This is a genomic window from Pseudoxanthomonas sp. 134C1 (genome assembly GCF_057773065.1).
In genome coordinates, this window is the sequence record NZ_JBYMTH010000003.1 from 145,627 (window position 1) to 170,506 (window position 24,880).

Sequence of the window (24,880 nt, forward strand, 5' to 3'; positions counted from 1 at the left end):
GATCACGGGCGCATAATTCCGGCCATCGCGTCCGGAAGGTCCCGTTTCCATGTCACTCGCCACGTTGCTGGGAACCGAATTGCCGCTGCTGCAGGCGCCGATGGCCGGCGTGCAGGGCAGCCGCCTCGCCATCGCGGTGAACCAGGCCGGCGGCCTCGGCGCCCTGCCCTGCGCGATGTTGTCGGCGGCGGCCATCCACGCGGAAGTCGCCGCCATCCGCGCGCAGGGCACCCATCCCTTCAATCTCAATTTTTTCTGCCATGCGCCACCGTCGCCGGATCCGGTGCGCGAGGAGGCCTGGCGGCGGAAGCTGGCCGGTGACTATGCACGTTTCGGCCTGGATCCCTCGACGATGCCGGCGGGTCCGGGACGCCGGCCGTTCGACGCCGACATGCTGGCGCTGGTACGCGAGTTGCGGCCGCCCGTGATCAGTTTCCACTTCGGCCTGCCGGAAGAATCCCTGCTTGCGCCGCTGCGCGAATGGGGTTGCAAGGTGCTGTCTTCGGCGACCACGGTGGACGAAGCGCGCTGGTTGGAGACCCATGGCGTCGACGCGGTCATCGCCCAGGGCCTGGAGGCCGGCGGACACCGGGGACTGTTCCTGAGCGAGGACCTCACCACCCAGATCGGTACCTTCGCGTTGCTGCCGCAGGTAGTCGCCGCGGTGCGCTGTCCGGTGATTGCCGCCGGCGGCATCGCCGATGCGGCCGGGGTGGCGGCGGCGATGGCGCTGGGCGCGGCAGGCGTGCAGATCGGCACCGCTTTCCTGCTGTGCCCGGAAGCCGACACCGGCGCGCTCCACCGCGCGGCCCTGCTGCGTCCGGAGGCGGCGCACACCGCGCTGACCAACGTGTTCACCGGTCGCCCCGCGCGCGGAATCGTCAACCATGCGATGCGCACGCTGGGGTCGATGGCCGATGACGCGCCGGCGTTTCCACTGGCCACCGCCGCGATGGCGCCCTTGCGGCAGGCCGCCGAAGCGCGCGGAAGCGACGACTACTCGCCGCTGTGGGCGGGCCAGAACGTCGCGGGCGCCCGCCCGATACCGGCCGCGCGACGGGTCTGGGATCTGGCGCGCGGGTTCGGGCCGCAGGAACCGCCCTGCCTGGTCTGATCGAAACCTCGCCGGCAGGCGACAGGCACCGGGGAGATCGCTATCATCCCGCGTGCGTTGTCCATGTCGGGCCCCGCCGTAAGCGTTCACGTCAATCAACGCGCCATAGCCGCCGGATACGTCCGGGGCTGTTGTCCCGGTGCATGCCGGGTGGCGCCTTTGATCGACCGGCTTACGGAGATGTCATGAAACCCGACGCAACACCCCTCAAGCGCGGCCTCCCGCGCAAACTCCCCGCCCGCTGCGCGCAATGGATGATGCCGTTGCTGCTGTCCGTGCTGATGACCTGCGTGGTCTCGATGATCAGCACCCTGCGCAGCGCCGGTCTGCATCCGCATCTGGGATGGCTGTGGCTCAGTGCCTGGGGCCTGTCCTGGCTGGTCGCCTTCCCGACGCTGCTGGTCATGCTGCCGCTGGTGCGGCGCCTGACCGCGTGGATGGTCGAGAGTCCGCGCATGTGAGCAAGCCACCGGGACGCCTCGGGCGTCCCGGTGCGCCGGCAAGGCTTACGGCGCCGCGCCGGTCCGATAGTCCTGATAGGACTTCTCTTCCACGTAGCTGGAACCCAGCGCCAAATTGATGTCCTTCTTGATGCGGGCGCGCTCGTCGTTCTCGAAATAGACGCTGCGCGCCAGGCGGACGAATTCCTCATCGAAGGCCTGCGCCTTTTCCTTGAGGCGGATGTCGTCCTCGATCACCCACAGGCGTTCGTTGACCGCCTTGAGCTGCGCACGCAGTTCGCTGATGTTGCCGACGGCCGCCGGGTGCGCCATCCAGGTCTTTTCCAGTGCGCTCAGTTCATTGCGCACGTTGGCCAGCTTGGCCGGGTCGCTCATCCGCTCCGATTTGATCTGCAGGATGGCGATCTTGTCGAGCAGTTCGCCGAAAGAAACGGGGACGAGGATTTCGGACATGACGCGATACCGCGGAACGGGGTCGCCAGTGTACCGGAAGGCGGATACACGCCCCGCCGCACGGCGCTACCATTGGCGTTTTCCGCACCGGGATGTCCTCCATGAATTCATCGGTCCAACGTGTTGTCGTCACCGGCGCCTTCGGCGCGCTCGGGCGCGTGGTCGTGCGGTCGCTGGCTGCCTCGGGCGCGAATGTCGCGGCGCTGGATCACGCACCGGCACCCATCGAACCGGGCGCGGGCGTGCATGCCTTCGGCGGCATCGACCTGGCGGACGGCGCGGCGGCGCGGGCCGCGCTGGACCAGGCGAACCAGGCGCTGGGCGGCATCGACGCGCTGGTCAACATCGCCGGCGGTTTCCGCTGGGAAACCGTGGCCGAAGGCAACCTGGACACCTGGGATCAGCTGTACCGGCTGAACCTGCGCACCGCCGTGGCCGCCAGCCAGGCGGCACTGCCGTTCCTTCTGGCCGCCAGCGGTGGCCGCATCGTCAACATCGGCGCGGCCGGCGCGGTGAAGGCCGGTACCGGCATGGGCGCCTACGCGGCGTCCAAGGCCGGCGTGGCGCGCCTGACCGAGGCCATGGCCGAGGAGTTCAAGGACCGCGGCATCACCGTCAACGCCCTGCTGCCGAGCATCATCGATACGCCGGCCAACCGCGCCGACATGCCGGACGCGGACGCTTCGCGCTGGGTGACTCCGGAGCAACTGGCCGGCGTGGTCCGCTTCCTGCTGTCCGAGCCGGCCGCGGCCATCACCGGCGCGCTGATTCCGGTGACCGGCCGGGTCTGAGGGGAACGTCCGGGAAATCCAGATACGCAAAAGCCCCCTTGCGGGGGCCCTTGCGTATCTGGCGGAGAGGGGGGGATTCGAACCCCCGATACGCTATTAACGTATGCCTGATTTCGAGTCAGGTACATTCAACCACTCTGCCACCTCTCCGGTGGTCCCCGGCGCGTGGCCGGGGGCGTGAATGATACGGGTCGGGCCCTCCGCCGACAAGCCGAAGCTGAAAATCCCGGCAGGTTTCGTGCTCTCCCACTGAATGGAAACTCTCGGCGGCTCGCTTTTGCTTGCCGGCTGTCCGTTTCGTCCGGATCATTCCGTATCAACCAGCAGGGACACACCCCTGCTCCCACTTTCAGGACTTCAATGATCGAATTCGGGCATATCACCCACGTAGGCCTCAGAAGGGAGCTGAACGAGGACACCTACTACGGCGACAGCGAGCTGGGGCTGTGGCTGGTGGCCGATGGCATGGGGGGGCACGCCTGCGGCGAGGTGGCCAGCGCGTTGGCGCGCGAAACCATCGTGCGCGAAATTCGCGACGGGACGCCTCTGCACCAGGCCATCCGCATCGCCGACGAGGAGATCATCCGTACCTCCCGGCGCCGCAACGACACTCTGCCGATGGGCACCACCGTGGTGGCCGCGCGGGTCCAGGGCAACCGGTTCGAAGTCGCCTGGGTCGGCGACAGCCGGGCCTACCTGTGGCGCGACGGCCAATTGGCCCAGCTCAGCCAGGACCACAGCTACGTGCAGGAACTGATCGCCCAGGGCTCGCTCACCAGCGAGCAGGCGCGTACCCATCCGCACCGCAACGTGGTGACGCAGGCGCTGGGCGTGACCGATCCGACCCACCTCAACGTGGAAACCCTCACCGGTGAGCTGCGCCCGGGCATGCAGCTGTTGCTGTGCAGCGACGGGCTGACCGAGGAAGTGGACGATCGCAGCATCGCCGAGACCCTGCGTCTGCTCGAATGCAGCGCGCAGGAATGCGTGGACTGCCTGGTCGCGGCCGCGCTGGACGGTGGCGGCTCCGACAACGTCACCGCGATCCTCGTCCGCTGCCACTGACGCGGCTTCCCATCGCCGGGCCGCCCGGCACCACGCGCGGAGCGGAGCGTGCTCCGCTGCCCTCGGATTCCCCACCTCCGATTCGCCGCGCAAGCTCGGCGCCATGGGCGTATGCCGCCTGCTCCGCCCCGGAGATTCAGGCGACGGCGGTTTCCGTCATCGCCGGGGCCTCGAGGTCGTCCCACAACGCCTTGCCGGCTTTCTTGCGCAGCTTTTCCAGGCGCGCCTCATGCGCGGCCTGTTCGGCTTCGTCGATCCGCACGCGCGGGCGCGGTCCGCTGGCCAGGCCACTGAAATCCGCCACCGCCGCCACCGCGCCGGACGCCTGTTCGTCGAGCCCGGCGAATCCGATTTCACGCTGGCCGGCGGTCAACGCCAGATAGACGTCGCAAAGCAACTGGGCGTCGAGCAGCGCGCCGTGCAACTGACGATGCGTGTTGTCCACGCCCAGGCGCTTGCACAGCGCGTCCAGCGAGTTGCGCTGGCCGGGGAAGCGCTGGCGGGCCAGCAACAGCGAATCCTCCACCGTGACCCGATCCAGCAGGCGGCCGTAGCCGTCGCCCAGCAGCGACAATTCATAGTCGAGGAAGCCCACGTCGAACGCGGCGTTGTGGATGATCAGTTCCGCGCCGTCGATGAAGGCGAGGAATTCGTCGGCGATCTGCGCGAACAGGGGCTTGTCGGAGAGGAAGTCCAGGCTCAGGCCGGTGACTTCCGCCGCGCCCTGCTCGAACTCGCGCCGCGGATGGATGTACTGGTGGTAGGTGCGGCCGGTGGGTCGGCGTTCGAGCAGTTCGACACAGCCGATTTCCACGACGCGGTTGCCCTTCTTCCATTCCAGGCCGGTGGTTTCGGTGTCGAGGATGATTTGTCGCATGGTTCCCTGTCTTGCCTATTGCTTGTCGTATTGCCAGGCGAACAACTTCAGATCGATGTCGTCCGCCGAGAGCCGGATCATCTCACGGTACTCGAAACCCAATCCCTGCAGGGTCCGGATCGAGGCCGCGTTGTCCGGGTCCACCACCGCCAGCACCATGGCCATGCCCTGCGCGCCCGCCGACGCGAGCACCGCCCGCGCCGCCTCGGCCACATAGCCATGCCCGCGGAACCTCGGCAGCAGGGCATAGCCCAGATCGACGTGGGCCAGCGGTGGTCGCTTGATCAGCCCGCACAGCCCAACCGCCACTCCGTCCTCGCGCCGTTCCACCCGATACAGGCCGAACCCGTTGAGCCGGTAGCTCGCCACGGGGCCGTCGCGCAGGTAGTCGGCCGCCTGCGCCAGGTTGCGCACGCCACGATCGCCGATGTAGCGGAGGAAGTCCGGATCGGTGAGCAGTTCCAGCACGAACGCGGTATCGCCGGGAGCGTGTTCCGACAGTTCGTACAGGCGCAGGCGCTCGGTCTCGAGCACGGGAGACAGGTTCATGCGGCTACCTTACCGCGGCCGGATCCCGGAACCTGAGCGCCTGGGCACGCGCCAACTGATCCACGCGCTCGTTGTCGGGATCGCCGTTGTGGCCCTTGACCCAATGCCATTCGATGCGATGGCGGCGGGTTGCCTCGTGCAGGCGCTCCCACAGGTCGCGGTTCTTGACCGGCTCGCCGGCCGCGGTCTTCCAGTTTCGCCGCACCCAGTTCGGCATCCATTCGGTGATGCCCTGGCGTACGTACTGGGAGTCGATGTACAGCGCGATGTTGCAGCTTTCGGTCAGCGTCTCCAGCGCCACGATGGCCGCCATCAACTCCATGCGGTTGTTGGTGGTCTGCGCCTCGCCGCCGGACAGCGCGCGCTCCTTGTTCTGGTAACGCAACAGCGCGGCCCAGCCACCCGGGCCGGGATTGCCCAGGCAGGAGCCGTCGGTATGGATGGTGATCTCTTTCATTGCTTCCTGTTGTCGATTTCAGGCGGGGGCCGCGCCCGTGTTCCAGTGGCGCCGGGCCGGCGCGGGGGGAATCAGGGCGGCGACGCGTTTTTCGGCTTCCAGCACACAGACCGCGCGAAGCCGGTTGGCGGAAGGCGGGGAGGCCGCCGCGGTTCCGCGCAGGATGGGGCCCAGGTAGGTCGCCCCGGTCGCGATCGGGTGCAAACCGGCCTGGCGGAGCGCAGCCTGCCAACCGGTGGTGTCGCGCACCCGCAGGGCGGTACCGCGCCAGCGCAGCCGGTACGGACTCATCGGATTGAGCACGTACAGGCGCAGGCGTCCGCCGGGGGCAAGGGTGCGTGCGCATTCGCCCAGCAGGTCCGAAGCCGCCGGGCCTTCCACGGCATGCTGGATGACCATGCTGCCAAAGGCCTCGCTCGGCAGCGGCAGCGGCAGCTCGCAGCGCAGATCGCCGCTGAAGCCTTCCGGATGCCGCCACAGCCACAGCTGACGGCTGAAACCGTGCAGGACGACGGGCGGTTGCGGCGCGGCGGCGGGAGTCAGCCAGAGCGCCGGCTGGGTGGGCCTGCGGGCCAGCCAGAGCCCCGCCGTTGCCAGCTCGGCGGCCAGCAGCGCCTGGCCACGGCCGGCACCGAACCACGTCAGGGCGTCGGGTTGACGGCGGAATGCGAAGGCAGGCATGTTCAAATTGTAGTGGACGACCCCGCCAGCGTCCCTCCCAACCCATCATCGCCCATGCGCCTGACCGCCCTGACCGCCTTCGACGACAACTACATCTGGGCGCTGGCCGACGACGACGGCGACGCGCTCATCGTGGATCCGGGCGACGCCGCGCCGGTGCTGGCCGCGGCCGGCCAGGGGCTGTGGCCGGCCGCGGTCCTGTTGACCCATCACCACAACGACCACATCGGCGGCGTGGCCGCCCTGCGCGCCCGCTGGCCGACCCTGCCGGTATACGCGCCGGAGGACGACCGCATCGCCATTGCCTGCGACCGGGTAGGCGACGGCGATCGGCTGGCGCTGAAGAACTGGAATCTGGAAGTGCTGGCGGTTCCCGGCCATACCCGCAGCCATATCGCCTATCTGGGGGGCGGCCAGGACCAGGCCCACCTGTTCTGCGGAGATACCTTGTTCAGCCTGGGCTGTGGGCGGATGTTCGAAGGTACGCCGTCCCGGATGCTGGCGTCGCTGGACCGCCTGGCCGCCCTGCCCGGCCCCACCGCGGTCTGTTGCGGCCATGAGTACACGCTGGCCAACGCCGCGTTCGCCCGCACGGTGGACCCCGCCAACGACGCTCTGCGTCGCCGAACCGAGGAAGTCCACGCCATGCGCCAAGCCGGCCGCCCGACCCTGCCGTCGACCTTGGCCCAGGAAGCCGCCACCAACCCGTTCCTGCGTGTGGACAGCGATGCCGTACGCGCGGCCGTCACCCATCGGCTGGGCCGCGCACCGGTCGACCGGGTCGAAACCTTCGCCGAACTGCGGCGCTGGAAGGACCAGTTCCGCGCATGAACCGATGCCGCCCGCAACGCGGCCGGGGCGCGGGTTTGCTGGCATTGGCCTGCAGCCTGGCGGTGGGGCTGGTGCACGCATCCCCCGCCAGCGCGCGTCCGCCGGCGCAGCCGCCCATCGAACTGGTCAGCGTGCCGCCCAGCCAGCGGGAAAGCGGGCTGGAGATCTACCAGCGCTTCCGCGCCGGACTGGCGGAACCGCAGTGCGATGCGGCCGCTACCGGACCGCGCTGGAAAAAGCAGTTCGCCCACGCGCCCGGCCAGCTGGTGAAGTCCGACGACGTGCTGCCGTTGTTCGGCTACGTCGTGGATGCATTGCGTGAAGCGCACCTGCCCACCGAATTCGCCCTCATCCCGTTCGTCGAAAGCGGCTACAAGCCCGGTGCCCGCAACAGCAGCGGCCCCGCCGGCCTGTGGCAGTTCATCGGGGTGACCGCGCGCAACCACGGCGTGCCGGTACGCGCGGGCTACGACGGCCGGCTTTCGCCGGTGGATTCGACCCAGGCGGCGGTGCGCTATCTCAAGACCCTGCACGGCATGTTCGGCGGCGACTGGCGGCTGGCGGTGATGGCCTACAACGCGGGCGAGTACCGCGTGCTGCAATCGATGCGGCGCGCGGGCATGAATGCGCAGAACGCGCGCCCCGCCGAACTGCCCGGCCTGTCCAGCATCACCTACGCCTACGTGGAGAAGCTGCATGCGCTTGCCTGCATCTTCGAACAGGCCGACGACCGCGGTGAATGGCTGAAGCGGCTGGACCGTCCGGTCCCCCGTCTGGCCGCGCATGCCCTGCCCCGCGACGCGATCAACCTGGAGCGCTGGGCGAACGCCAACGGCCACGACAGTCTGCTGCTCAAACGTCTCAACCCCGGACTGGGCCAGGGAATCCCCAGGCTGGAGAAACCCGTCCGGATACTCGCGCCCACGCCGATCGACGCGGGCTCCGGCTCCCCGATGTCCCTGCTGGTGGTCACTGCCCCGGTTCCCGCGGACGAGGATTCCGCCATGGACAGCGGAATCGGCGCCGCCACGGTCGCCGCGACCACGCCCCGCGTGGCCGCGGCCGCCCGTCGTTCGCACACCGTCCGCAGCGGCGAATCCGTCTGGACCATCGCCCGCCGCTACGGTCTGAAACCCCAGCAATTGCTGTCGCGCAACGGCCTGAAATCCGATTCGGTGCTGCGGCCAGGCATGGTCCTGGCCCTGGATGAGAAGAACCCCTGACAGGTGTCGGACGCTGCATGGACGCGCGGCCATCCAGCGAAAACGACCCCGTGCCGGGGTAACAGGCCCTACTCGAGGTGCGTCGCGCCGGTCAGCAGGACCATTTCGACATCGCCCTTCTGCTGGACCGGGCCCTGCCCGATGAGCCATACCGCTACGTGGACAATCTGGGCCGGGACGCAAACTTCGTCCTGAACCACGTGGCCGTGTCGGACCGGGTAGTCGTCGGCTATCCCCGTTCTGGTGTTCCCGCCGGACCCGCACGGCCGTGCACTGTGGCAGCGGCTTCTTCGTCCCTGCCTGGGATGCCTGGCGGTCCAGCCAGGCTCATCAACGCCGGGCGTCGAACACCGTCTGGTGCACGCGACGCTCGCCGTGCTTCCATCCATTCCGGTCGCAGGGAACATGGCGGCTCACCTCTATCTGGAGTGCTCTGACGCGCTGGTTCCGGCCTACGAAAAAAAGGGCTTCGAACAACTGACGCCCACGCGGGTCCTGCAACTGGCCGGCATGCCCCCGCGAGCCAACGTCATGCGGCGCCCGCTGCGCGCATGAAAAAAAGCCCGGCCAATGCCGGGCTTTTTTCAGACAACGTGTGGGTCGAACGCCTTACAGGCGATCTTCCATCACCGTGACCTTGTACTGCTTGCGCATGGATTCGATGAACGCCTGGGTGGCAACGCCACCGCCCAGCTGCATCAGCTGCTGCTTCATGCCGTCGCGCTGCTCGGCTGGTACCTTGCTGGCCTCGCCATCGGTGACCTTGGTGACCGCGAACACCGCGAACGCGCCGCCGCCCAGCGCCACCTTGCCCGCCGAAGCCTTGCCCGCGGCCGGGCGAGGCACCGCGAAGATCGCCTCGTTGCCCTCGGCGGTCGGGACGGGCATGCCGCGCGGCATGCCCGGCATTTCGTTGAACTGCAGCTTGTCGGCGGTGGCGATGGCCTGCAGCGTCTCGCCCTTTCCGATGCGCGCCAGGATCGCGTCGGCGGTCGCGGCGGTCGCCTTTTCCTGGCGGTCGGCGCGGATCGCGGCAATCACCGCATCACGCACCTGCGCCAGCGGCTGCGGCTGCTCGGGCGTATGTCCGGTCACCCGGATCACCACACTGTGGCTGGGGGCGATCTCGATGGGATCGCTGACCGTGCCGTCCTGGACCAAGGTATCGGAGAACGCGCTGCGCAGCACCGCCGGATTGGCGGTGATGCCGCCGGCGGTGGCGCGGGAGAACGGGCCCGCCTTCTGCACCGGCAGCCCCACGGCCTTGGCGGCGGGCTCCAGCGCGGTCGGGTTCTTCAGCACCTCGTTGACCAGCTTGCCGGCCAGCTCGTTGTAGGCGCGCTCGGAATCGGCGGATGCCTGTTCGCGGGCCAGCTCGTCGCGCACTTCCTCGAAGCTCTTGCCATGGCCCGGCTTGATCTCGCCCAGCTTGAGCACGTGATAGCCGAAGTCGGTCTTCACCGGTCCCCGGATCTCGCCGGACTGCATCGCGAACGCGGCATCCTCGAACGGCTTGACCATCGAGCCGTCGCGCGCGAACGCCGGCAGCAGGCCGCCGGTGTCCTTGGAACCCGGGTCCTCGGAATTGGCCTTGGCCAAGGCGGCGAAATCCGCTCCCTGCCTGGCCTGCGCGGCCAGCGCGGCGGCCTTGTCCTCGGCCTTCTTGAGGGTGGCGGCGTCGGCACCGGCGGGAGCGGAAATCAGGATGTGCGACACCACGCGCTGCTCGGGCGACACGAAACGGTTCTTTTCGGCTTCGTAGCGCTTGCGCAGGGTCGCCTCGTCCGGCGCCGCGGTCCCCGGCAGGTTGGCGCCATTGACCTCCACGTACTCCAGCGACACCGTCTCCGGCTGGCGATAGCTGGCCTTGTGGCCGTCGTACCACTTCTGGATGTCCGCATCGGTCACCGGCGCGGTATCCGGCGCGGCCGGCGGCACCAGCGCCAGACCCACGTCGCGGGTCTGCGCCAGCAGCTTGAACAGGCGGTCCAGCTCGCCCTGGGTGGCGAAGTCGGACATGCCGATGCCTTCGGGCATCACCATCATCTTCAGTCGCTCGCGTTCCTGCTCCTGGAACTTCAGCGGCTGGATGGCCGGCACCTGCGAGGCCAGCACCAACTGGTAGCGCTCGGCGTTGAACTTGCCGTCGACCTGGAACGCCGGTTCGGCGGCAATCGCCTGGTTCACGGCGGCATCACCGATCACCACTCCGGCACGCTCGGAAGCCAATGCCAGCACGCGCTGGTTGATCAGCTGCTCGAGGATCTTGAGCTTGTTTTCCTTGGTCTCGAACGCGCGCGCATCGAAGTTCTCGCCCAACGCCTGACGCTGCTGCTGCCGCGCCGTCTCGAAGGTGTTGCGGAACTCGTCGATGGTGATTTCCTTGCGCTGCCAGAGCCTGGACATCGGCCACCAGTGCGGCGCGGATTGCCACCAGGTGGGCGGCGCCTCGACGGTCGCGACATCGTTGGCCGTGCCACCGGTCATGTACTCGTTCACGCCAACGAAGGCGAACGGGATGATCAGCAGGCCCAGGATGAGGGTGGCGATCCACCCGGATGTCTTATCGCGGAGTTTTTGCAGCATCGATGCGTGGCTCGATTTCGGTTAGCCAAGCAGTTTACCGTGCTTCGGGGAGGTCCGCCTCCATCCCTCCGGATTGGCCACGCCCGTTCATCTATGCCGGACCGCTGGTCCCCGGAAAAGCAGAAAGCCCGCTTTCGCGGGCTTTCCGGGATAAATGGCGGAGTGGACGGGACTCGAACCCGCGACCTCCGGCGTGACAGGCCAGCATTCTAACCGACTGAACTACCACTCCGCGCTGAGACAGATAGTGTACGGGGGTTCCGGGAATTGCGCTAGACCGGCCGAACAGATTTTTCAGGTTTGATGCCCCGTGACGGCTTCGAACCAAGGGGCAGCCGCCTCGGCTCGCGGCTGCCGGCGTCCACGGAAACATGGGACATCCCGTCATCCCCTTGGTCTGCTCGCGAAACACTCTTCCCTCCCGGGATTCCGGTCGTCACCGGTTCCCCTCCCGGATTCAGCCATCACGACGGAACGCTGCCCCCGCCATCCGGCAGGCGATCGCGGAATCCTTCGCGCTCCCCGGGTAGAACCAACGCTCATCAGTCCTCCTGAGCGTGAACAACGCAAATGCCTCCTGGAATCATCCCGATAGAATCAACCCCTGATCACGCTGCAAATGGATCGCGCTGCAAATGCGTTGTGTCAAAACATCTCGCCTGCTTCGACTGCTCACCTGGCTACTCCTGCCCATCCCGATGCTCGTCTTCGGCTATCCCGTCGACGGCGCCAGGACCGGACATGTGGTGAACGCCGCGACTTCCTTGATCCCCTACCTCCATGCCGATGGGCGGTTCGGTTTTATCGATGGCCACGGGCAGACGCCGTTCGTAAAAACCTTCGAGGATGCGCAGCCGTTTTCCGAAGGCCGGGCCGCAGTGAAGTCGAAGGGAAAATGGGGCTATATCGATCTCCGGGGACGTTGGATCATGCGTCCCCGGTTCACCGAAGCCCATCCGTTCAGAGACGGCGAGGCCCGGGCCGCCATCGTCAAACCGTCGACCCGGAGTGGATTCATCGATCTGAATCCTTTTCATTCCCCGGAAAGCCGGAAGTGTTATCTCATCTCTCCGGACGGCCATGCACGATCCTGTGGCGGCGACTATCCGGATCGCCATGACGTGGCATCCAAGCGCGTCCGCGAGCAGTCGTCGGATTCCCGGCAACTCCGTGTTGTGCAGGCCGCGGCCGGCGAAAGCACCGGCGTGTTCAATGCCGATGGCCGGCAAATCGTCCCGTTCGGCATCTATGACGACCTGCGATATCAGGATGACGGCCTTTTCGTGGTTCACCGCGCGGGAGGCTGGGGCATCCTGGATGCGGCGCGCAATGTGGAGATCGTGAGCGCGGATCGGCCAAGCTTCGAATACCTGGGATACACCTCTCCTGATCTCTCTCCCCGTCTACTGGTTGTCCGGCGCGACGACGGCACTCGATGCCTCCTCGATCGAGCGGGGGCGGAACTCCATTGTGGTCTGGGCGATGTTTCGAATTGGGGAGAAAGTCTGATCGCGGCCAGCAACGAGCAAAAGCAATGGGGAGCCCTCGATACGCGCGGACAACTGGTCATCCCTTTCCGCTATGACGGCGAGTTCAGGTTCCGCGACGGGCTCGCGCGTGTGCGTGCTGGCGGTCGTGAGTTCTACGTCGATTTGCGGGGGCGCGAGTACCGCGCATCATCCCCGTCTGACTGACGGAGTTTCAGATGAAGACGCATCCACGGCGCCGGAGGCCGGCGGCTTGATGAGCGACGCGGCCGTTCCGCGCCATCCGCATCGCTCCGGTGGATCGAAACCGGCGCATCGACAAAAAGCCCCAGCACTGCGGGCAACAAAAAACCCCCGATTTCTCGGGGGTTTTTCATGTTCGTGGCGGAGTGGACGGGACTCGAACCCGCGACCTCCGGCGTGACAGGCCAGCATTCTAACCGACTGAACTACCACTCCGCGGAAACTGAAACCATTGATCCGGTTTGGTGGGTGCTGAGGGGCTCGAACCCCCGACCCTCGCCTTGTAAGGGCGACGCTCTACCGCTGAGCTAAGCACCCGTTCGACCGATCGGACTCACTCGGCAGCAGCGAGCCGATTAGTTTACGGCATCCTTCAGGGCTTTGCCAGCCTTGAAGGCGGGATTCTTGGAAGCCTTGATCTTGATGGTGTCGCCGGTCTTCGGGTTGCGGCCGGTACGGGCGGCACGCTTGCGCACCTGGAAGGTACCGAAGCCCACGAGGGTCACGCTGTCGCCCTTCTTCAGGGCCTTGGTGATGCTGGAAATCACGGCGTCGACGGCGCGTCCAGCTTCAGCCTTGGACATTTCGGCTTCGTCGGCGACGGCATCAACCAATTCGGTTTTGTTCATGTAAAAACTCCTTTTGCGGAACAACCGCGGAATGTGTAACCGGAATGCGCCGGACCTGTGGTCGCGGCGCTTCCGATCGTCTTCCACGAACGTGGGAGCACATTGCCCGCCACGCTCACGGGTGACGCCGTTATACCAGTGGGTATACAGGCACGCAAGCCGAAAACCCAATAATGGCGCGGGTTTTGCGGCTTTTTTAACTTGCGCGTCAGCTGCGTTTCAGTGCTTCACGTCGGGCTGTACGGGCGTCTTGCGGCGAGTTGGCACCCGTCGTGCCTTGCCCCCCTCCGCCGGCGTCGCGGTGGGCGCCAGCGGCCGTTCCAGCGCCAGATCAAGTACCTCGTCGATCCAGCGCACCGGAACGATCTTCATCCCCTGGGTGACGTTGGCGGGAATGTCTGCAAGATCCTTGCGGTTCTCTTCCGGAATGATCACCGTGGTGATGCCACCACGCAGCGCTGCCAGCAGTTTCTCCTTCAGGCCGCCGATCGCGGACACGCGTCCGCGCAGGGTGATTTCACCGGTCATCGCCACGTCGGCGCGCACCGGCGTACGGGTCAGCGTAGAGACCAATGCGGTCACCATCGCGGCGCCCGCGCTCGGACCATCCTTCGGCGTCGCACCGTCGGGCACGTGCAGATGCACGTCGTGCTTCTGCAGGTACTCCGCGTCGATACCCAGCGCGGTGGCGCGCGCGCGCACCACCGACATCGCCGCGGCCGCGGATTCCTTCATCACGTCGCCCAACTGGCCGGTCAGGGTCAGCAGGCCCTTGCCCGGCACCAGCGCGACTTCGATCTGCAGCAGGTCGCCGCCCACCTCGGTCCAGGCCAGGCCGGTCACCAGACCGATTTCGTTCTGTTCCTCGGCACGGCCGAAGTCAAAGCGGCGCACGCCGGAATACTTGTCCAGGTTCTTCGAGCTGACCTGCACCAGCGCGCCCTTCTTCTTTTTCTTGGCCACCTGCGGACCGGCCAGCGCGATCTCCTTGACCACCTTGCGGCAGATCTTGGCGATTTCGCGCTCCAGGTTTCGCACGCCGGATTCACGTGTGTAGTAGCGCACGAGGTCGCGGATGGCGTCCGCGGCGATCGTCAGTTCTTCCGGCTTCAGGCCATTGGCCTTGATCTGCTTGGGCAGCAGGTAGCGCAGGGCGATGTTGAGCTTCTCGTCCTCGGTGTAACCCGGAATGCGGATCACTTCCATGCGGTCCAGCAGCGGACCGGGGATGTTGAGCGAGTTGGACGTCGCCACGAACATCACTTCGGACAGATCCAGATCCACTTCCAGATAATGATCGTTGAAGGCGCTGTTCTGCTCCGGATCCAGCACTTCCAGCAGCGCCGATGACGGATCGCCGCGGAAGTCCATCGACATCTTGTCGATTTCGTCCAGCACGAACAGCGGGTTCTTGCTGCCGGTCTTGTTGAGGTTCTGCACGATGCGGCCCGGCATCGAACCGACGTAGGTACGGCGGTGGCCACGGATCTCCGCCTCGTCGCGCACGCCGCCCAGCGACATGCGCACGAACTTGCGGTTGGTCGCCTTGGCGATCGACTGGCCCAGCGAGGTCTTGCCCACGCCCGGCGGTCCGACCAGGCAGAGAATCGGTCCACGCATCTTCTGCACGCGCGACTGCACGGCGAGGTACTCGAGGATGCGTTCCTTCACCTTGTCGAGGCCGTAGTGATCGGCGTCCAGCGTTTCCTGCGCGACCTTCAGATCCTTGCGAACCTTGCTGCGCTTCTTCCAGGGCACGCCCAGCAGCCAATCCAGGTAGTTGCGCACGACCGCCGCCTCGGCGGACATCGGCGACATCTGCTTGAGCTTGTTGAGTTCGTTCTTGGCCTTGGTCTCGACGGCCTTCGGCATGCCGGCTTCGGCGATCTTGCGGGCCAGCTCTTCCTGCTCGTTCGGCGCGTCGTCCAGCTCGCCCAGTTCCTTCTGGATGGCCTTCATCTGCTCGTTGAGATAGTACTCGCGCTGGCTCTTCTCCATCTGCGACTTGACCCGGCCGCGGATGCGCTTTTCCAGCTGCTGCACATCGATCTCACCGTCGACGAAACCGACCAGCAGTTCCAGCCGCTCGCCGATGCCGATGGTTTCCAGCAGCCGCTGCTTGTCACTCAGCCGCACGCCCAGATGGGCGGCGATGGTGTCGGCCAGCCGACCGGGCTCATCGATGCCGGCCAGCGTCTGCAACAGCTCCGGCGGCAGCTTGCGATTGGTCTTGACGTACTGTTCGAACAGCCCCATCAGCGAGCGCGCCACGGCCTCGATCTCACGTGGCTCGCGGCCTTCGGTGGACTCGATTTCCTCGCCTTCGCCATACAGCGAACCGTCGCGCTCGACGACGTTGGACACCTTCACGCGCGAAACGCCTTCGACCAGCACCTTGATGGTGCCGTCGGGGAGCTTCAGCAACTGCAGGACCTGGGCCAGAGTGCCGATGCTGTAGAGGTCGGCGGCGACCGGGTCGTCGGTTTCGGCCGATTTCTGGGCGAGCAGCAGGATGCGCTTGTCCGCTTCCATGGCCTGCTCCAGCGCGCGCATGGACTTGTCGCGGCCGACGAACAAGGGGATGACCATGTGCGGGAACACCACTACGTCGCGCAGCGGCAGGACCGGCAGGTCGAGGACTTCGGTGGGGGTACGGCGGGGCATGGGGGCTCCAGCGGATTACGGAATTACGGGGGCTGAAAAAGCCAATGGCCCCGTTATGGGGCCATTGGCAGGAGGATGCAAGTGCAACCTTGAAATGTCATTTGAATCAAAAGCTTGGGCCAAATGGCCGACCCCGCTTCACTCCGCGGCGGCGACCTTCTGGGCCGGCGGATTCTGGTAAATGAGATACGGCTCGGACTTGTGCTCGATGACCGATTCGTCCACCACCACCTTGCTCACGTTCTCCAGCGACGGGAGGTCGTACATGGTGTCCAGAAGGACCGATTCGACGATGGTGCGCAGGCCGCGGGCGCCGGTCTTCCGCTTGAGTGCCTTGCGGGCGATCGCCGAAAGGGCGTCCGCCCGGAATTCCAGTTCCACGCCTTCCATGTCGAACAGCTTCTTGAACTGCTTGGTGATGGCGTTCTTGGGTTCGGTCAGGATCTTGACCAGGGCGACCTCATCCAGTTCCTCCAGCGTCGCGACCACCGGCAGGCGCCCGACGAACTCGGGAATCAGGCCGAACTTGATCAGATCCTCCGGCTCGACCTCGGACAGCAGCTTGCCGGTCTCGGTCTTGCGCTCGGCGCTGCGGACCTTGGCGCCGAAACCAATGCCGCTGGCCTCGGTGGAGCGCTGCTGGATGATCTTGTCCAGGCCGGCGAACGCGCCGCCGCAGATGAACAGGATGTTCTTGGTGTCGACCTGCAGGAATTCCTGCTGCGGGTGCTTGCGACCGCCCTGCGGCGGCACGCTGGCGACGGTGCCTTCGATCAGCTTCAGCAATGCCTGCTGCACACCCTCGCCGGACACGTCGCGGGTAATCGACGGGTTTTCGCTCTTGCGCGAAATCTTGTCGATTTCATCGATGTAGACGATGCCCTGCTGCGCCTTCTCGACGTCGTAATCGCACTTCTGCAGCAGCTTCTGGATGATGTTCTCCACGTCCTCGCCCACGTAACCGGCTTCGGTCAGCGTGGTGGCGTCGGCGATGGTGAACGGCACGTTGAGCAGGCGGGCCAGGGTTTCGGCCAGCAGGGTCTTGCCGGATCCGGTCGGACCGGCCAGCAGGATGTTCGACTTGGCCAGTTCGACTTCGTCGTTCTTCTGGCGGCTCTCGATGCGCTTGTAGTGGTTGTACACGGCCACGGCCAGGGTGCGCTTGGCGCGCTGCTGGCCGATCACGTACTGATCCAGGACCTCCAGGATCTCGCGCGGCTTGGGCAGGTGGCTGCGGGCGGACTGCGCCTTTTCCTCGAGTTCCTCGCGGATGATGTCGTTGCACAGCTCCACGCATTCATCGCAGATGAACACGCTGGGACCCGCGATCAACTTGCGGACTTCATGCTGGCTTTTGCCGCAGAACGAGCAATACAGGATCTTGCTGCTGTCGCCGGTACGGCCCTGACGGTCTTCGCTCATGCTTCGATTACTCGGTCACCCTGCCCGCTAGGCGGACTCGGTCGGAGAATAGCACACGGCCCCGGCCTTGCAGCCGGGTCCGCGGAGGGGGTAGTGGACGCGGAAAACAGGCCCCGCGCCCGGGGTTCACGCCGGTTGGATGGTCTCTTCAGGACGGCGTTCCAGCACCTGGTCGACCAGGCCGTAGGCCTGCGCGTCGGCGGCGCTCTTGAAGTTGTCGCGCTCGGTGTCGCGCTCGATGGTCTCCAGTGCCTGGCCGGTGTGCTTGGCCAGGATCTGGTTCAGACGCGAACGCAGGGTCAGGATTTCACGGGCATGGATGTCGATGTCCGTGGCCTGGCCCTGGAAGCCGCCCAGCGGCTGGTGGATCATCACCCGCGAGTTGGGCAGGGCGTAACGCTTGCCCTTGGCTCCGGCAGCGAGCAGCAGCGCGCCCATGCTGGCGGCCTGGCCGATGCAGACGGTGCTGACGTCCGGCTTGATGTACTGCATGGTGTCGTAGATCGCCATGCCGGCCGTGACCACGCCGCCGGGCGAGTTGATGTACAGACTGATGTCCTTCTCGGGGTTCTCGGCCTCGAGGAACAGCATCTGCGCCACGATCACGTTCGCCACCTGGTCGTCCACACCGCCAACCAGGAAGATCATGCGTTCCTTGAGCAGGCGCGAGTAGATATCGTAGGCGCGCTCGCCGCGGCTGGTCTGTTCGACCACCATCGGCACCAGGTTCAAGGCTTTGGTTTCAATGCTCATCGGCTTATTCGCGCCCAAATTGTCGTGGAGGGGTCCGGCCTAGGATAGCCGGACCGGGGCGGGCTGGGACCTCATCGACCCCGGCGAACCGCCGTTAGTTCCGGATGGCTTCCTGGAAGCTCAGCGACTGCTCCGTATGCTCGGCGCGCTCGGCGATCCAGTCGATCACCTGCTCCTCCATCACACGGGACTGCAGTCCTCCCATCAACTGGGGGTCGTTGCGGTACAACTCAATGACCTGCTCCGGCTCCTCGTAGGTCGAGGCGATCAGGCGCAGGGTCTCGTTCAGGCGCTTGGGATCCAGGCGGAGCTGGTTGCGACGGGCGACCTCGCCCACCAGCAGGCCGACCAGAACGCGCTTGCGGGCGGCGTCCATGAAGCCTTCATGGGCATTCGGCGGAATCTGCACCTGCTGGCCATTGCGGGCGGCCTGCTCGGCGGTCTGCTGGACCATGGCGCGGGCCTCGTTCTCGACCAGACGCGGCGGCATTTCCACGTGCGACCAGGCGGCGATCAGCTGCTCGCCGACTTCCCGGCGCAGGCGGCCCATCAGGGCGCCCTTGAGCTCACGCTCCAGGTTGCTGCGGATGTCGCGGCGGAACTGTTCGGCGTCGCCGCCCTTCACGCCGAAGCTGCGGATGAAGTCCTTGTCCACCGCCGGCATCACGGATTCGGCCACTTCCGTGACCTTCACGTACACGTCCACCTGGCGACCCGCCAGCTGCGGCACACGCCAGTCAGCCGGGAACTGCACCTGGATGGTCTTTTCCTCGCCGGCGGCCAAGCCGATCAGGCCCTTCTCGATGTCCGCGAACATCACGCCCGAACCGATCAGGGTGGCGCCCTTTTCCGCGCCTTCTGCGGGCAGGCGCTCGTCGCCGGCCTGCGACCAGGTCTCCAGTTCGACGCGATCGCCTTCCTTCGCGCCACGCTGCACCACTTCGAAGGTGCGACGCTGCAGGCGCAGGTTCTCGACCATCTGGTCGATGTCGGCGTCGGCCACTTCGGCCGTGTGGCGGATGACGTTGAGCTTGGCGACGTCAATGTCGCCGAAGTCCGGCACCACTTCGAACATGGCGACGAAATCCAGTTCGCCTTCGCCATTCTTCTCGATGCGCGGATTGCCGGCCAGTTGCAGCTCGTTCTCGCGCACGGCGTTGTTGAAGGTTTCGCGCAGCAGGCCGTCCAGGGCCTCGGCACGGACCTGCTGGCCGAAGCGCTGCTCGATCACCTTGGCGGGCACCTTGCCGGGGCGGAAACCCTTGATGCGGGCGGTGCGCGCGATTTCGCGCAGGCGACCACCGATATGGGTATCCAGACGCTCAGCCGGCAGGCTGAAGGTCATGCGGCGTTCGAGATTGCCGACCGATTCGACCGAAACTTGCATACTCACTGGCTCCTGCTGCCCGGGTCCCATGCCCGGGCAAGATGTTGATGAATTCGGGTCGCCCGCGAACACGTGACGTGTCGACCGGCGGAACGGAATAGTTTCGCCTATTCCGGGCTTGCCTGCCAACCACAGGCGCCGGGGGAATGGAAAATGCGGGGAATCCAGGGGAATCCGCCGCGAGACGCCGGGAATCCCCTGCGGTTCCCGGAGCGGCCCGGGAAGGCGTGGTGCGAAAGGAGGGACTCGAACCCTCACGGGGGTTACCCGCTGGAACCTAAATCCAGTGCGTCTACCAATTCCGCCACTTTCGCAGGTGCGCCGGCATTCTACCCAGCCAGGATGGCCCCGGGGCACCGCCGGAAAGAAAAACGCCCGACCTTGCGGTCGGGCGTCTTGTTTGGTGGGCCGTCAAGGATTCGAACCTTGGACCTATTGATTAAGAGTCAACTGCTCTACCAACTGAGCTAACGGCCCCAAAAAACCGGACGCGTAGTGTAACCGCATCCTTATTTTCTTACAAACCCCCGCATGCGCGGAGGCCTTGCTTGGTGGGGTGGCTGAGGGGACTCGAACCCCCGACATCTGGAATCACAATCCAGTACTCTAACCAACTGAGCTACAGCCACCACTGAAACTTCTTCTACCGCTTCGTCCGCCGCTTGCGCCGGATGGCGCGCCCGACAGGACTCGAACCTGTAACCGCCGGCTTAGAAGGCCGGTGCTCTATCCGGTTGAGCTACGGGCGCCCGGACCGGATTGTCGCATCCCGGAGGTCGGGACGAACCAGACTGGTCGGGGTAGAGGGATTCGAACCCCCGACCCTCTGCTCCCAAAGCAGATGCGCTACCAGACTGCGCTATACCCCGACGAGGGCCCGGCGTCGGCGCCAGGCAGCGTCGACAAGGCCATGTATTGTCGGAATCTGCCGGCTTTCTGTCAAACGCCGCGTGCGGTCGCCGGCATCGGCTATGCTCCGGGCTTGGGGACAGAAGTCCGAATCAACCATGAGGGAACCATGATACGCAGCGGCAATCCGGCTCTTAAGGAGTCCACCTTCCTCGATCTGGGCAGCGGCGCGGTGGTATCGCGCGACGCCGGCGCGATGACGCTGAACGGCACGGTCAACCGGACCGGCATCCTGCTCCTGCTGTGCGTGCTGACCGCCACCTACACCTGGAACACCGCCCTCACCCCGGCCGGCGAGCTCGCGCCGGGCGCCATGCTGTACATCCTGGGCGGCGCCATCGGCGGCTTCGTGCTGGCGATGGTAACCATCTTCAAGAAAACCTGGGCGCCGGTCACCGCACCGCTGTACGCGCTGGCCGAAGGCCTGTTCCTGGGCGCCATCTCGGCGATGTACGAAGTCAAGTTCAACGGCATCGTGCTGCAGGCCGTGCTGCTGACCTTCGGCACCCTGTTCGCGCTGCTGATGGCGTATCGCTCGGGCTGGATCAAGGCCACCGAGAACTTCAAGCTGGGCGTGGTCGCGGCCACCGGTGGCATCGCCCTGATCTACCTGGCCACCATCGTGCTGGGTTTCTTCAACATCAACATTCCCTTCATCCACGAATCCGGCCTGATCGGCATCGCCTTCAGTCTGTTCGTGGTGGTGGTGGCGGCATTGAACCTGGTGCTGGATTTCGACTTCATCGAGACCGGCGTGGAGCAGAACGCGCCCAAGTACATGGAGTGGTACGCGGCGTTCGGCCTGATGGTCACCCTGATCTGGCTGTACATCGAGTTCCTGCGCCTGCTGTCCAAGCTGCAGTCACGCAACTGAGTCGGCATCACCGACCCCAAAAAGGGCGCCCATGGCGCCCTTTTTTCATGCCTGCCGGAACGGCTCCTCGCGGTGCCGGCGCGAGGGCCAGACCATGAAGAGGATGGTCATGCCGACCAGCATCCAGCAGTAGTGGGCCTTGCCGATCAAGGCCAGCGGCGACAGGCTGGCCAGCGACGCGGCCAGCAGGATCTGCGCGCCGTAGGGCAGCAGGCTCTGCACGCTGCACACGAAGATGTCCAGCAGACTCGCCGCACGCGCGGCGGGCACATCGTGGCGTTCGGCGATATCGCGGGCCACGCCACCGCTGATCAGGATCGCCACGGTGTTGTTGGCGGTGAAGATGTCGGTCACCGTCGCCAATGCCGCGATGCTCCATTCGCCGGTCCTGCGTCCGGTGTTGCCGCGGGCGATGCGGGAAATCTGCGCGGCCAGCCAGGCCAGGCCACCGCTGGCCTTGATCAGCGCGCCCAGGCCGCCGATGAACAGCGCCAGCAGGGTGATTTCCACCACGCTCTCGAAACCGGCATAGATGTCGCCGGTGAAGGTGGCCAATGTGTAGTCCTGGTCGCCGAGGAAGAAACCAAACAAGCCCGCGGCGATCAACCCGATGCTGAGGACGACCAGTACGTCGAGCCCGATCACCGCCAGCACCAGCACCAGCAGGTAAGGCAGCACCAGCCAGGGTGAAGTGCCTTCGCTGGTGGTCACCGGCGAGGCATCGCCGACCAGCGCAAGCACCAGCAGCGTCAGCAATGCGGCGGGCAGCGCGATTCTGGCGTTCTCGCGGAATTTGTCGCGCACACTGCAGCCCTGGGTGCGGGCAGCCGCGATTGCGGTATCGGAAATCACCGACAGGTTGTCGCCGAACGTCGCGCCGCCAATCACCGCGCCGACCACCAGCGCGCGGTCGATGCCGGCGGCATCCGACACGCCCAGCGCGATCGGCGTGACCGCGGCGATCGTGCCCATCGATGTGCCCACGGCCAGCGACAGAAAACCCGCGACCAGGAACAGGCCCGGCAGGATCAGCGCCGCCGGCAGCGCTCCCACGCCCAGCGCCACCACCGCGTCGACCGCGCCAATCTGCTTGGTCACCATGGCGAACGCGCCCGCCAGCAGGAAGATCAGACACATCAGGATGATGTTGGCGTCGCCGATGCCGTGCAGCAGCGTGTCCATCGCACGGGCGCCGGAACGGCTGGCAATCCACAGCCCCAGCGCGATGGCCGGCAGAATCGCGACCGGCGCATGCAGCTGATAGAACCCCATGGCGTCGCCCTGGGACGTGTAATAGAGGCCGGCGCCGAAGAACAGGGCCAGGAACAGCAGCAGGGGCGTCAGCGCGAGCGCGCTGGGGCGGACGGTCATCGTGGGAGCGGCGGGGTGCGGAAAACCCGCGATTGTCCGGCTTGCCACGACCCGGTCCAAGCCCCGCGGGTGGGACGAACGCAAACAAAAACGGGACGCTGGACGTCCCGTTTTCGTGTTTGCGGCCAGTGAAATCCCGGCGAGCGGCGGAATCAGACCCGGCTGGCGATCGCCTTGGCGAAGGACATCGTGGTGCCCTCCCCGCCCAGATCCGGGGTGAGCGAATCCTTGGCTTCCAGGGTGTCGATGATCGCCGCGCGCAGGCGCTCGGCCTTGTCCGGCTGGCCCAGGTGGTCGAGCATCTGCGCCGCGCCCAGCAGCAGCGCGCACGGGTTGGCGATGCCCTTGCCGGCGATGTCCGGCGCCGAGCCATGGACGGCCTCGAAGATCGCCGCATCGACGCCGATATTGGCGCCCGGGGCCAGGCCCAGGCCGCCGACCAGGCCGGCGCACAGGTCGGAGATGATGTCGCCGAACAGGTTGGTGGTGACGATGATGTCGAACTGCTCCGGACGCATCACCAGCTGCATGCAGGTGTTGTCCACGATCATCTCGTTGCACTGGATGTCCGGATACTGCGCGGCCACTTCGCGGGCGACTTTCAGGAACAGGCCCGAGGTGGTCTTCAGGATGTTGGCCTTGTGCACCACGGTGACCTTCTTGCGGCCGGTCTTGCGGGCCAGGTCGAAGGCGTAGCGGACGATGCGTTCGGAACCCTTGCGGGTGATTTTCTGGGTCAGCAGCGCGGTTTCGCCGTCCTCGGAAATGGACTGGCCTTCACCGATGTAGGCGCCTTCGGTGTTCTCGCGGACGGTGATCAGATCCACGCCGGAGGGGAAGCGCGACTTGGTGTTGGGGAACGACTTGGCCGGGCGGACATTCGCGTACAGGTCGAAATGGCGGCGCAGGGCGACGTTGATCGAGCTGAAGCCCTCGCCCACCGGCGTGGTCAGCGGGCTCTTCAGGGCAACGCCGTTCTTGCGGATCGAGTCCAGGGTCGCCTGCGGCAGCAGGTCGCCGTGCTTTTCCAGCGCGACCATGCCGGCATCGGCTTCCTCGTAGCTCAGGCCCACTTTCAGGGCTTCGAGCACGTGCAGGGTCGCGTCCATGATCTCCGGGCCGATACCGTCGCCGCGGATGACCGTAATCGTCTGGGTCATTTGCTTGGGATTCCGAACAGGGGCGCCATGCGGGCCGGGAGCCGGGATGCAGGCGCGAGGGGGTTTCAAGTCCGCCAATTATGCCTGAACCCCCCGTACGGTCCCAAATCGACCATGGTCGGAGAGGCGGTACGGGGGGCCGGTCGGGCGCCCCGGGAGGGGGCCCGGCGCCGCGGAAAGCGCCGGATGGACGCCTCAACCGTGGTCGTGCGCCTGCGGCGCCCCGGTGCCGCCGTTTTCCAGCTGGTCAAGGAAATCGACCGCCCGGCGCAGGTGCGGGATCACGATCGAGCCGCCGACCACCAGGCCCACCGAAAACGCCTCGAAGAACTCGTCGCGATTGACCCCCGCCTCCTTGCACTGGGCGACGTGATAGCTGATGCAGTCGTCGCAACGCAGCACCATCGACGCCACCAGTCCCAGCAGTTCCTTGGTCTTCAGATCCAGCGCGCCGGGCTGGTAGGTCTGGGTATCCAGTGCGAAGAAACGACGGACCACCTGGTTGGGTTCGGCCAGGATGCGCTCGTTCATGCGCTGGCGGAACTCGGTGAATTCGCGCACCCGATCCTTGCCGTCGACGTCACCGCCGCTCACGCGCCCTCTCCCGCCAGCAACGGCTCCAGCTTGCCGGCGCGATGCAGGGCCATCATGTCGTCGTAGCCACCGACATGGGTCTCGCCGACGAAAATCTGCGGCACGCTGGTGCGGCGCGCGCGCGCGACCATGCGATCGCGCTCGACCGGATCCAGGTCGATGCGGACTTCGTTCCAGCTCCGGCCCTTGCTCTTCAGGAAATTCTTCGCGGCCACGCAATAGGGACAGATCGCGGTCGTGTACAGGGTGATGGCCGGGCCATCGGTTGCGGTGTCGCTCAAGGAATCCTCCGGGATGGA

At 66.1% G+C, this 24,880-nt stretch carries 24 protein-coding genes and 9 tRNA genes; 9 read left to right on the top strand and 24 right to left on the bottom strand.

Annotation, left to right across the window (positions count from 1 at the left end; all coding sequences use genetic code 11):
• The first annotated feature begins 49 nt into the window (after window positions 1-49).
• Complete coding sequence (locus AC3DEZ_RS07740) at window positions 50-1,114, top strand: NAD(P)H-dependent flavin oxidoreductase (RefSeq protein ID WP_488387693.1); 1,065 nt, start codon at window positions 50-52, stop codon at window positions 1,112-1,114.
• Window positions 1,115-1,299: 185 nt separating this feature from the next.
• The gene (locus AC3DEZ_RS07745) at window positions 1,300-1,575 is read left to right on the top strand and encodes a DUF2798 domain-containing protein (protein WP_447102730.1); all 276 of its coding nucleotides are present in this window, start codon (window positions 1,300-1,302) and stop codon (window positions 1,573-1,575) included.
• Window positions 1,576-1,620: 45 nt separating this feature from the next.
• Here AC3DEZ_RS07745 and AC3DEZ_RS07750 read toward each other — a convergent pair whose 3' ends face one another.
• Complete coding sequence (locus AC3DEZ_RS07750) at window positions 1,621-2,028, bottom strand: DUF6165 family protein (RefSeq protein WP_488387694.1); 408 nt, start codon at window positions 2,026-2,028, stop codon at window positions 1,621-1,623.
• 101 nt (window positions 2,029-2,129) lie between these two features.
• Between AC3DEZ_RS07750 and AC3DEZ_RS07755 the strand changes: the two genes are divergently transcribed.
• A complete protein-coding gene (locus AC3DEZ_RS07755; protein WP_488387695.1) occupies window positions 2,130-2,819 on the top strand; it encodes an SDR family NAD(P)-dependent oxidoreductase in 690 nt (229 codons plus the stop codon).
• A gap of 59 nt (window positions 2,820-2,878) precedes the next feature.
• Here the strand turns inward: AC3DEZ_RS07755 and AC3DEZ_RS07760 are convergent.
• A tRNA-Ser gene (locus AC3DEZ_RS07760) sits at window positions 2,879-2,969 on the bottom strand.
• Between the two features lie 210 nt (window positions 2,970-3,179).
• On the opposite strand from AC3DEZ_RS07760, the gene AC3DEZ_RS07765 reads away from it, so the two are divergent.
• Complete coding sequence (locus tag AC3DEZ_RS07765; RefSeq protein WP_447102733.1) at window positions 3,180-3,884, top strand: PP2C family protein-serine/threonine phosphatase; 705 nt, start codon at window positions 3,180-3,182, stop codon at window positions 3,882-3,884.
• A 136-nt stretch (window positions 3,885-4,020) separates the two neighbouring features.
• On the opposite strand, the gene dnaQ is transcribed toward AC3DEZ_RS07765, so the two are convergent.
• Genes dnaQ through AC3DEZ_RS07785 form a run of 4 tightly spaced genes read right to left on the bottom strand, consistent with a single transcriptional unit; the run spans window position 4,021 to window position 6,448 of the window.
• Window positions 4,021-4,761, bottom strand: a complete 741-nt coding sequence (gene dnaQ / locus AC3DEZ_RS07770; RefSeq protein ID WP_488387696.1) for a DNA polymerase III subunit epsilon — start codon at window positions 4,759-4,761, stop codon at window positions 4,021-4,023.
• Between the two features lie 15 nt (window positions 4,762-4,776).
• Window positions 4,777-5,310 (bottom strand): GNAT family N-acetyltransferase, encoded by a 534-nt coding sequence (locus AC3DEZ_RS07775; RefSeq protein ID WP_488387697.1) that lies wholly within the window; start codon window positions 5,308-5,310, stop codon window positions 4,777-4,779.
• Between the two features lie 4 nt (window positions 5,311-5,314).
• Complete coding sequence (gene rnhA / locus AC3DEZ_RS07780) at window positions 5,315-5,767, bottom strand: ribonuclease HI (RefSeq protein WP_488387698.1); 453 nt, start codon at window positions 5,765-5,767, stop codon at window positions 5,315-5,317.
• 18 nt (window positions 5,768-5,785) lie between these two features.
• On the bottom strand, window positions 5,786-6,448 hold the full coding sequence (locus AC3DEZ_RS07785; RefSeq protein WP_488387699.1) for a hypothetical protein: 663 nt from the start codon (window positions 6,446-6,448) through the stop codon (window positions 5,786-5,788).
• A gap of 54 nt (window positions 6,449-6,502) precedes the next feature.
• On the opposite strand from AC3DEZ_RS07785, the gene gloB reads away from it, so the two are divergent.
• The 3 genes from gloB (at window position 6,503) to AC3DEZ_RS07800 (ending at window position 9,057) form a co-directional block, all read left to right on the top strand.
• Complete coding sequence (gene gloB, locus AC3DEZ_RS07790; RefSeq protein ID WP_488387700.1) at window positions 6,503-7,279, top strand: hydroxyacylglutathione hydrolase; 777 nt, start codon at window positions 6,503-6,505, stop codon at window positions 7,277-7,279.
• Entirely contained in the window at window positions 7,276-8,502 is a 1,227-nt protein-coding gene (locus tag AC3DEZ_RS07795; protein WP_488387701.1) for a lytic transglycosylase domain-containing protein, read from the top strand. Before gloB ends, AC3DEZ_RS07795 begins: the two co-directional genes overlap by 4 nt.
• 405 nt (window positions 8,503-8,907) lie before the next feature.
• The gene (locus AC3DEZ_RS07800) at window positions 8,908-9,057 is read left to right on the top strand and encodes a hypothetical protein (RefSeq protein WP_488387702.1); all 150 of its coding nucleotides are present in this window, start codon (window positions 8,908-8,910) and stop codon (window positions 9,055-9,057) included.
• A 54-nt stretch (window positions 9,058-9,111) separates the two neighbouring features.
• On the opposite strand, the gene AC3DEZ_RS07805 is transcribed toward AC3DEZ_RS07800, so the two are convergent.
• On the bottom strand, window positions 9,112-11,088 hold the full coding sequence (locus tag AC3DEZ_RS07805; protein ID WP_488387703.1) for a peptidyl-prolyl cis-trans isomerase: 1,977 nt from the start codon (window positions 11,086-11,088) through the stop codon (window positions 9,112-9,114).
• 155 nt (window positions 11,089-11,243) lie between these two features.
• Window positions 11,244-11,320, bottom strand: a tRNA-Asp gene (locus AC3DEZ_RS07810).
• A 466-nt stretch (window positions 11,321-11,786) separates the two neighbouring features.
• On the opposite strand from AC3DEZ_RS07810, the gene AC3DEZ_RS07815 reads away from it, so the two are divergent.
• Window positions 11,787-12,782, top strand: coding sequence for a WG repeat-containing protein (locus AC3DEZ_RS07815; RefSeq protein ID WP_488387704.1), 996 nt, complete (start codon window positions 11,787-11,789; stop codon window positions 12,780-12,782).
• Between the two features lie 175 nt (window positions 12,783-12,957).
• Here the strand turns inward: AC3DEZ_RS07815 and AC3DEZ_RS07820 are convergent.
• From AC3DEZ_RS07820 to AC3DEZ_RS07875, 12 genes are all read right to left on the bottom strand, one after another.
• Window positions 12,958-13,034: transfer RNA gene (locus AC3DEZ_RS07820), tRNA-Asp, on the bottom strand.
• Between the two features lie 27 nt (window positions 13,035-13,061).
• Window positions 13,062-13,136: transfer RNA gene (locus tag AC3DEZ_RS07825), tRNA-Val, on the bottom strand.
• 38 nt (window positions 13,137-13,174) lie between these two features.
• A complete protein-coding gene (locus tag AC3DEZ_RS07830; RefSeq protein WP_141456262.1) occupies window positions 13,175-13,447 on the bottom strand; it encodes an HU family DNA-binding protein in 273 nt (90 codons plus the stop codon).
• Between the two features lie 219 nt (window positions 13,448-13,666).
• Window positions 13,667-16,111 carry an endopeptidase La gene (gene lon / locus AC3DEZ_RS07835; protein ID WP_488387705.1) on the bottom strand — a complete coding sequence of 815 codons (2,445 nt, stop codon included), beginning with the start codon at window positions 16,109-16,111 and terminating at the stop codon, window positions 13,667-13,669.
• Window positions 16,112-16,249: 138 nt separating this feature from the next.
• Complete coding sequence (clpX, locus tag AC3DEZ_RS07840) at window positions 16,250-17,533, bottom strand: ATP-dependent Clp protease ATP-binding subunit ClpX (RefSeq protein ID WP_488387706.1); 1,284 nt, start codon at window positions 17,531-17,533, stop codon at window positions 16,250-16,252.
• Window positions 17,534-17,659: 126 nt separating this feature from the next.
• Window positions 17,660-18,286: an ATP-dependent Clp endopeptidase proteolytic subunit ClpP gene (gene clpP, locus AC3DEZ_RS07845; protein WP_141456259.1), complete on the bottom strand. Its 627-nt coding sequence runs from the start codon at window positions 18,284-18,286 to the stop codon at window positions 17,660-17,662.
• A 94-nt stretch (window positions 18,287-18,380) separates the two neighbouring features.
• A complete protein-coding gene (gene tig / locus AC3DEZ_RS07850) occupies window positions 18,381-19,673 on the bottom strand; it encodes a trigger factor (RefSeq protein WP_488387707.1) in 1,293 nt (430 codons plus the stop codon).
• Window positions 19,674-19,901: 228 nt separating this feature from the next.
• Window positions 19,902-19,987: transfer RNA gene (locus AC3DEZ_RS07855), tRNA-Leu, on the bottom strand.
• 87 nt (window positions 19,988-20,074) lie between these two features.
• A tRNA-Lys gene (locus AC3DEZ_RS07860) sits at window positions 20,075-20,150 on the bottom strand.
• A 75-nt stretch (window positions 20,151-20,225) separates the two neighbouring features.
• A tRNA-His gene (locus AC3DEZ_RS07865) sits at window positions 20,226-20,302 on the bottom strand.
• Window positions 20,303-20,345: 43 nt separating this feature from the next.
• A tRNA-Arg gene (locus AC3DEZ_RS07870) sits at window positions 20,346-20,422 on the bottom strand.
• Between the two features lie 43 nt (window positions 20,423-20,465).
• Window positions 20,466-20,542 (bottom strand) — tRNA-Pro (locus AC3DEZ_RS07875).
• Window positions 20,543-20,691: 149 nt separating this feature from the next.
• Here AC3DEZ_RS07875 and AC3DEZ_RS07880 point away from each other — a divergent pair.
• Window positions 20,692-21,456 carry a Bax inhibitor-1/YccA family protein gene (locus tag AC3DEZ_RS07880; RefSeq protein WP_488387708.1) on the top strand — a complete coding sequence of 255 codons (765 nt, stop codon included), beginning with the start codon at window positions 20,692-20,694 and terminating at the stop codon, window positions 21,454-21,456.
• Between the two features lie 45 nt (window positions 21,457-21,501).
• Here AC3DEZ_RS07880 and AC3DEZ_RS07885 read toward each other — a convergent pair whose 3' ends face one another.
• The 4 genes from AC3DEZ_RS07885 to grxC form a co-directional block, all read right to left on the bottom strand.
• The gene (locus AC3DEZ_RS07885; protein WP_488387709.1) at window positions 21,502-22,827 is read right to left on the bottom strand and encodes a Na+/H+ antiporter NhaC family protein; all 1,326 of its coding nucleotides are present in this window, start codon (window positions 22,825-22,827) and stop codon (window positions 21,502-21,504) included.
• A 152-nt stretch (window positions 22,828-22,979) separates the two neighbouring features.
• Complete coding sequence (locus AC3DEZ_RS07890; RefSeq protein WP_141456255.1) at window positions 22,980-23,987, bottom strand: isocitrate dehydrogenase; 1,008 nt, start codon at window positions 23,985-23,987, stop codon at window positions 22,980-22,982.
• A gap of 195 nt (window positions 23,988-24,182) precedes the next feature.
• On the bottom strand, window positions 24,183-24,518 hold the full coding sequence (locus AC3DEZ_RS07895; RefSeq protein ID WP_488387947.1) for a carboxymuconolactone decarboxylase family protein: 336 nt from the start codon (window positions 24,516-24,518) through the stop codon (window positions 24,183-24,185).
• 59 nt (window positions 24,519-24,577) lie between these two features.
• Window positions 24,578-24,862, bottom strand: coding sequence for a glutaredoxin 3 (grxC, locus tag AC3DEZ_RS07900; RefSeq protein ID WP_447102749.1), 285 nt, complete (start codon window positions 24,860-24,862; stop codon window positions 24,578-24,580).
• Between the last annotated feature and the right edge of the window lie 18 nt (window positions 24,863-24,880).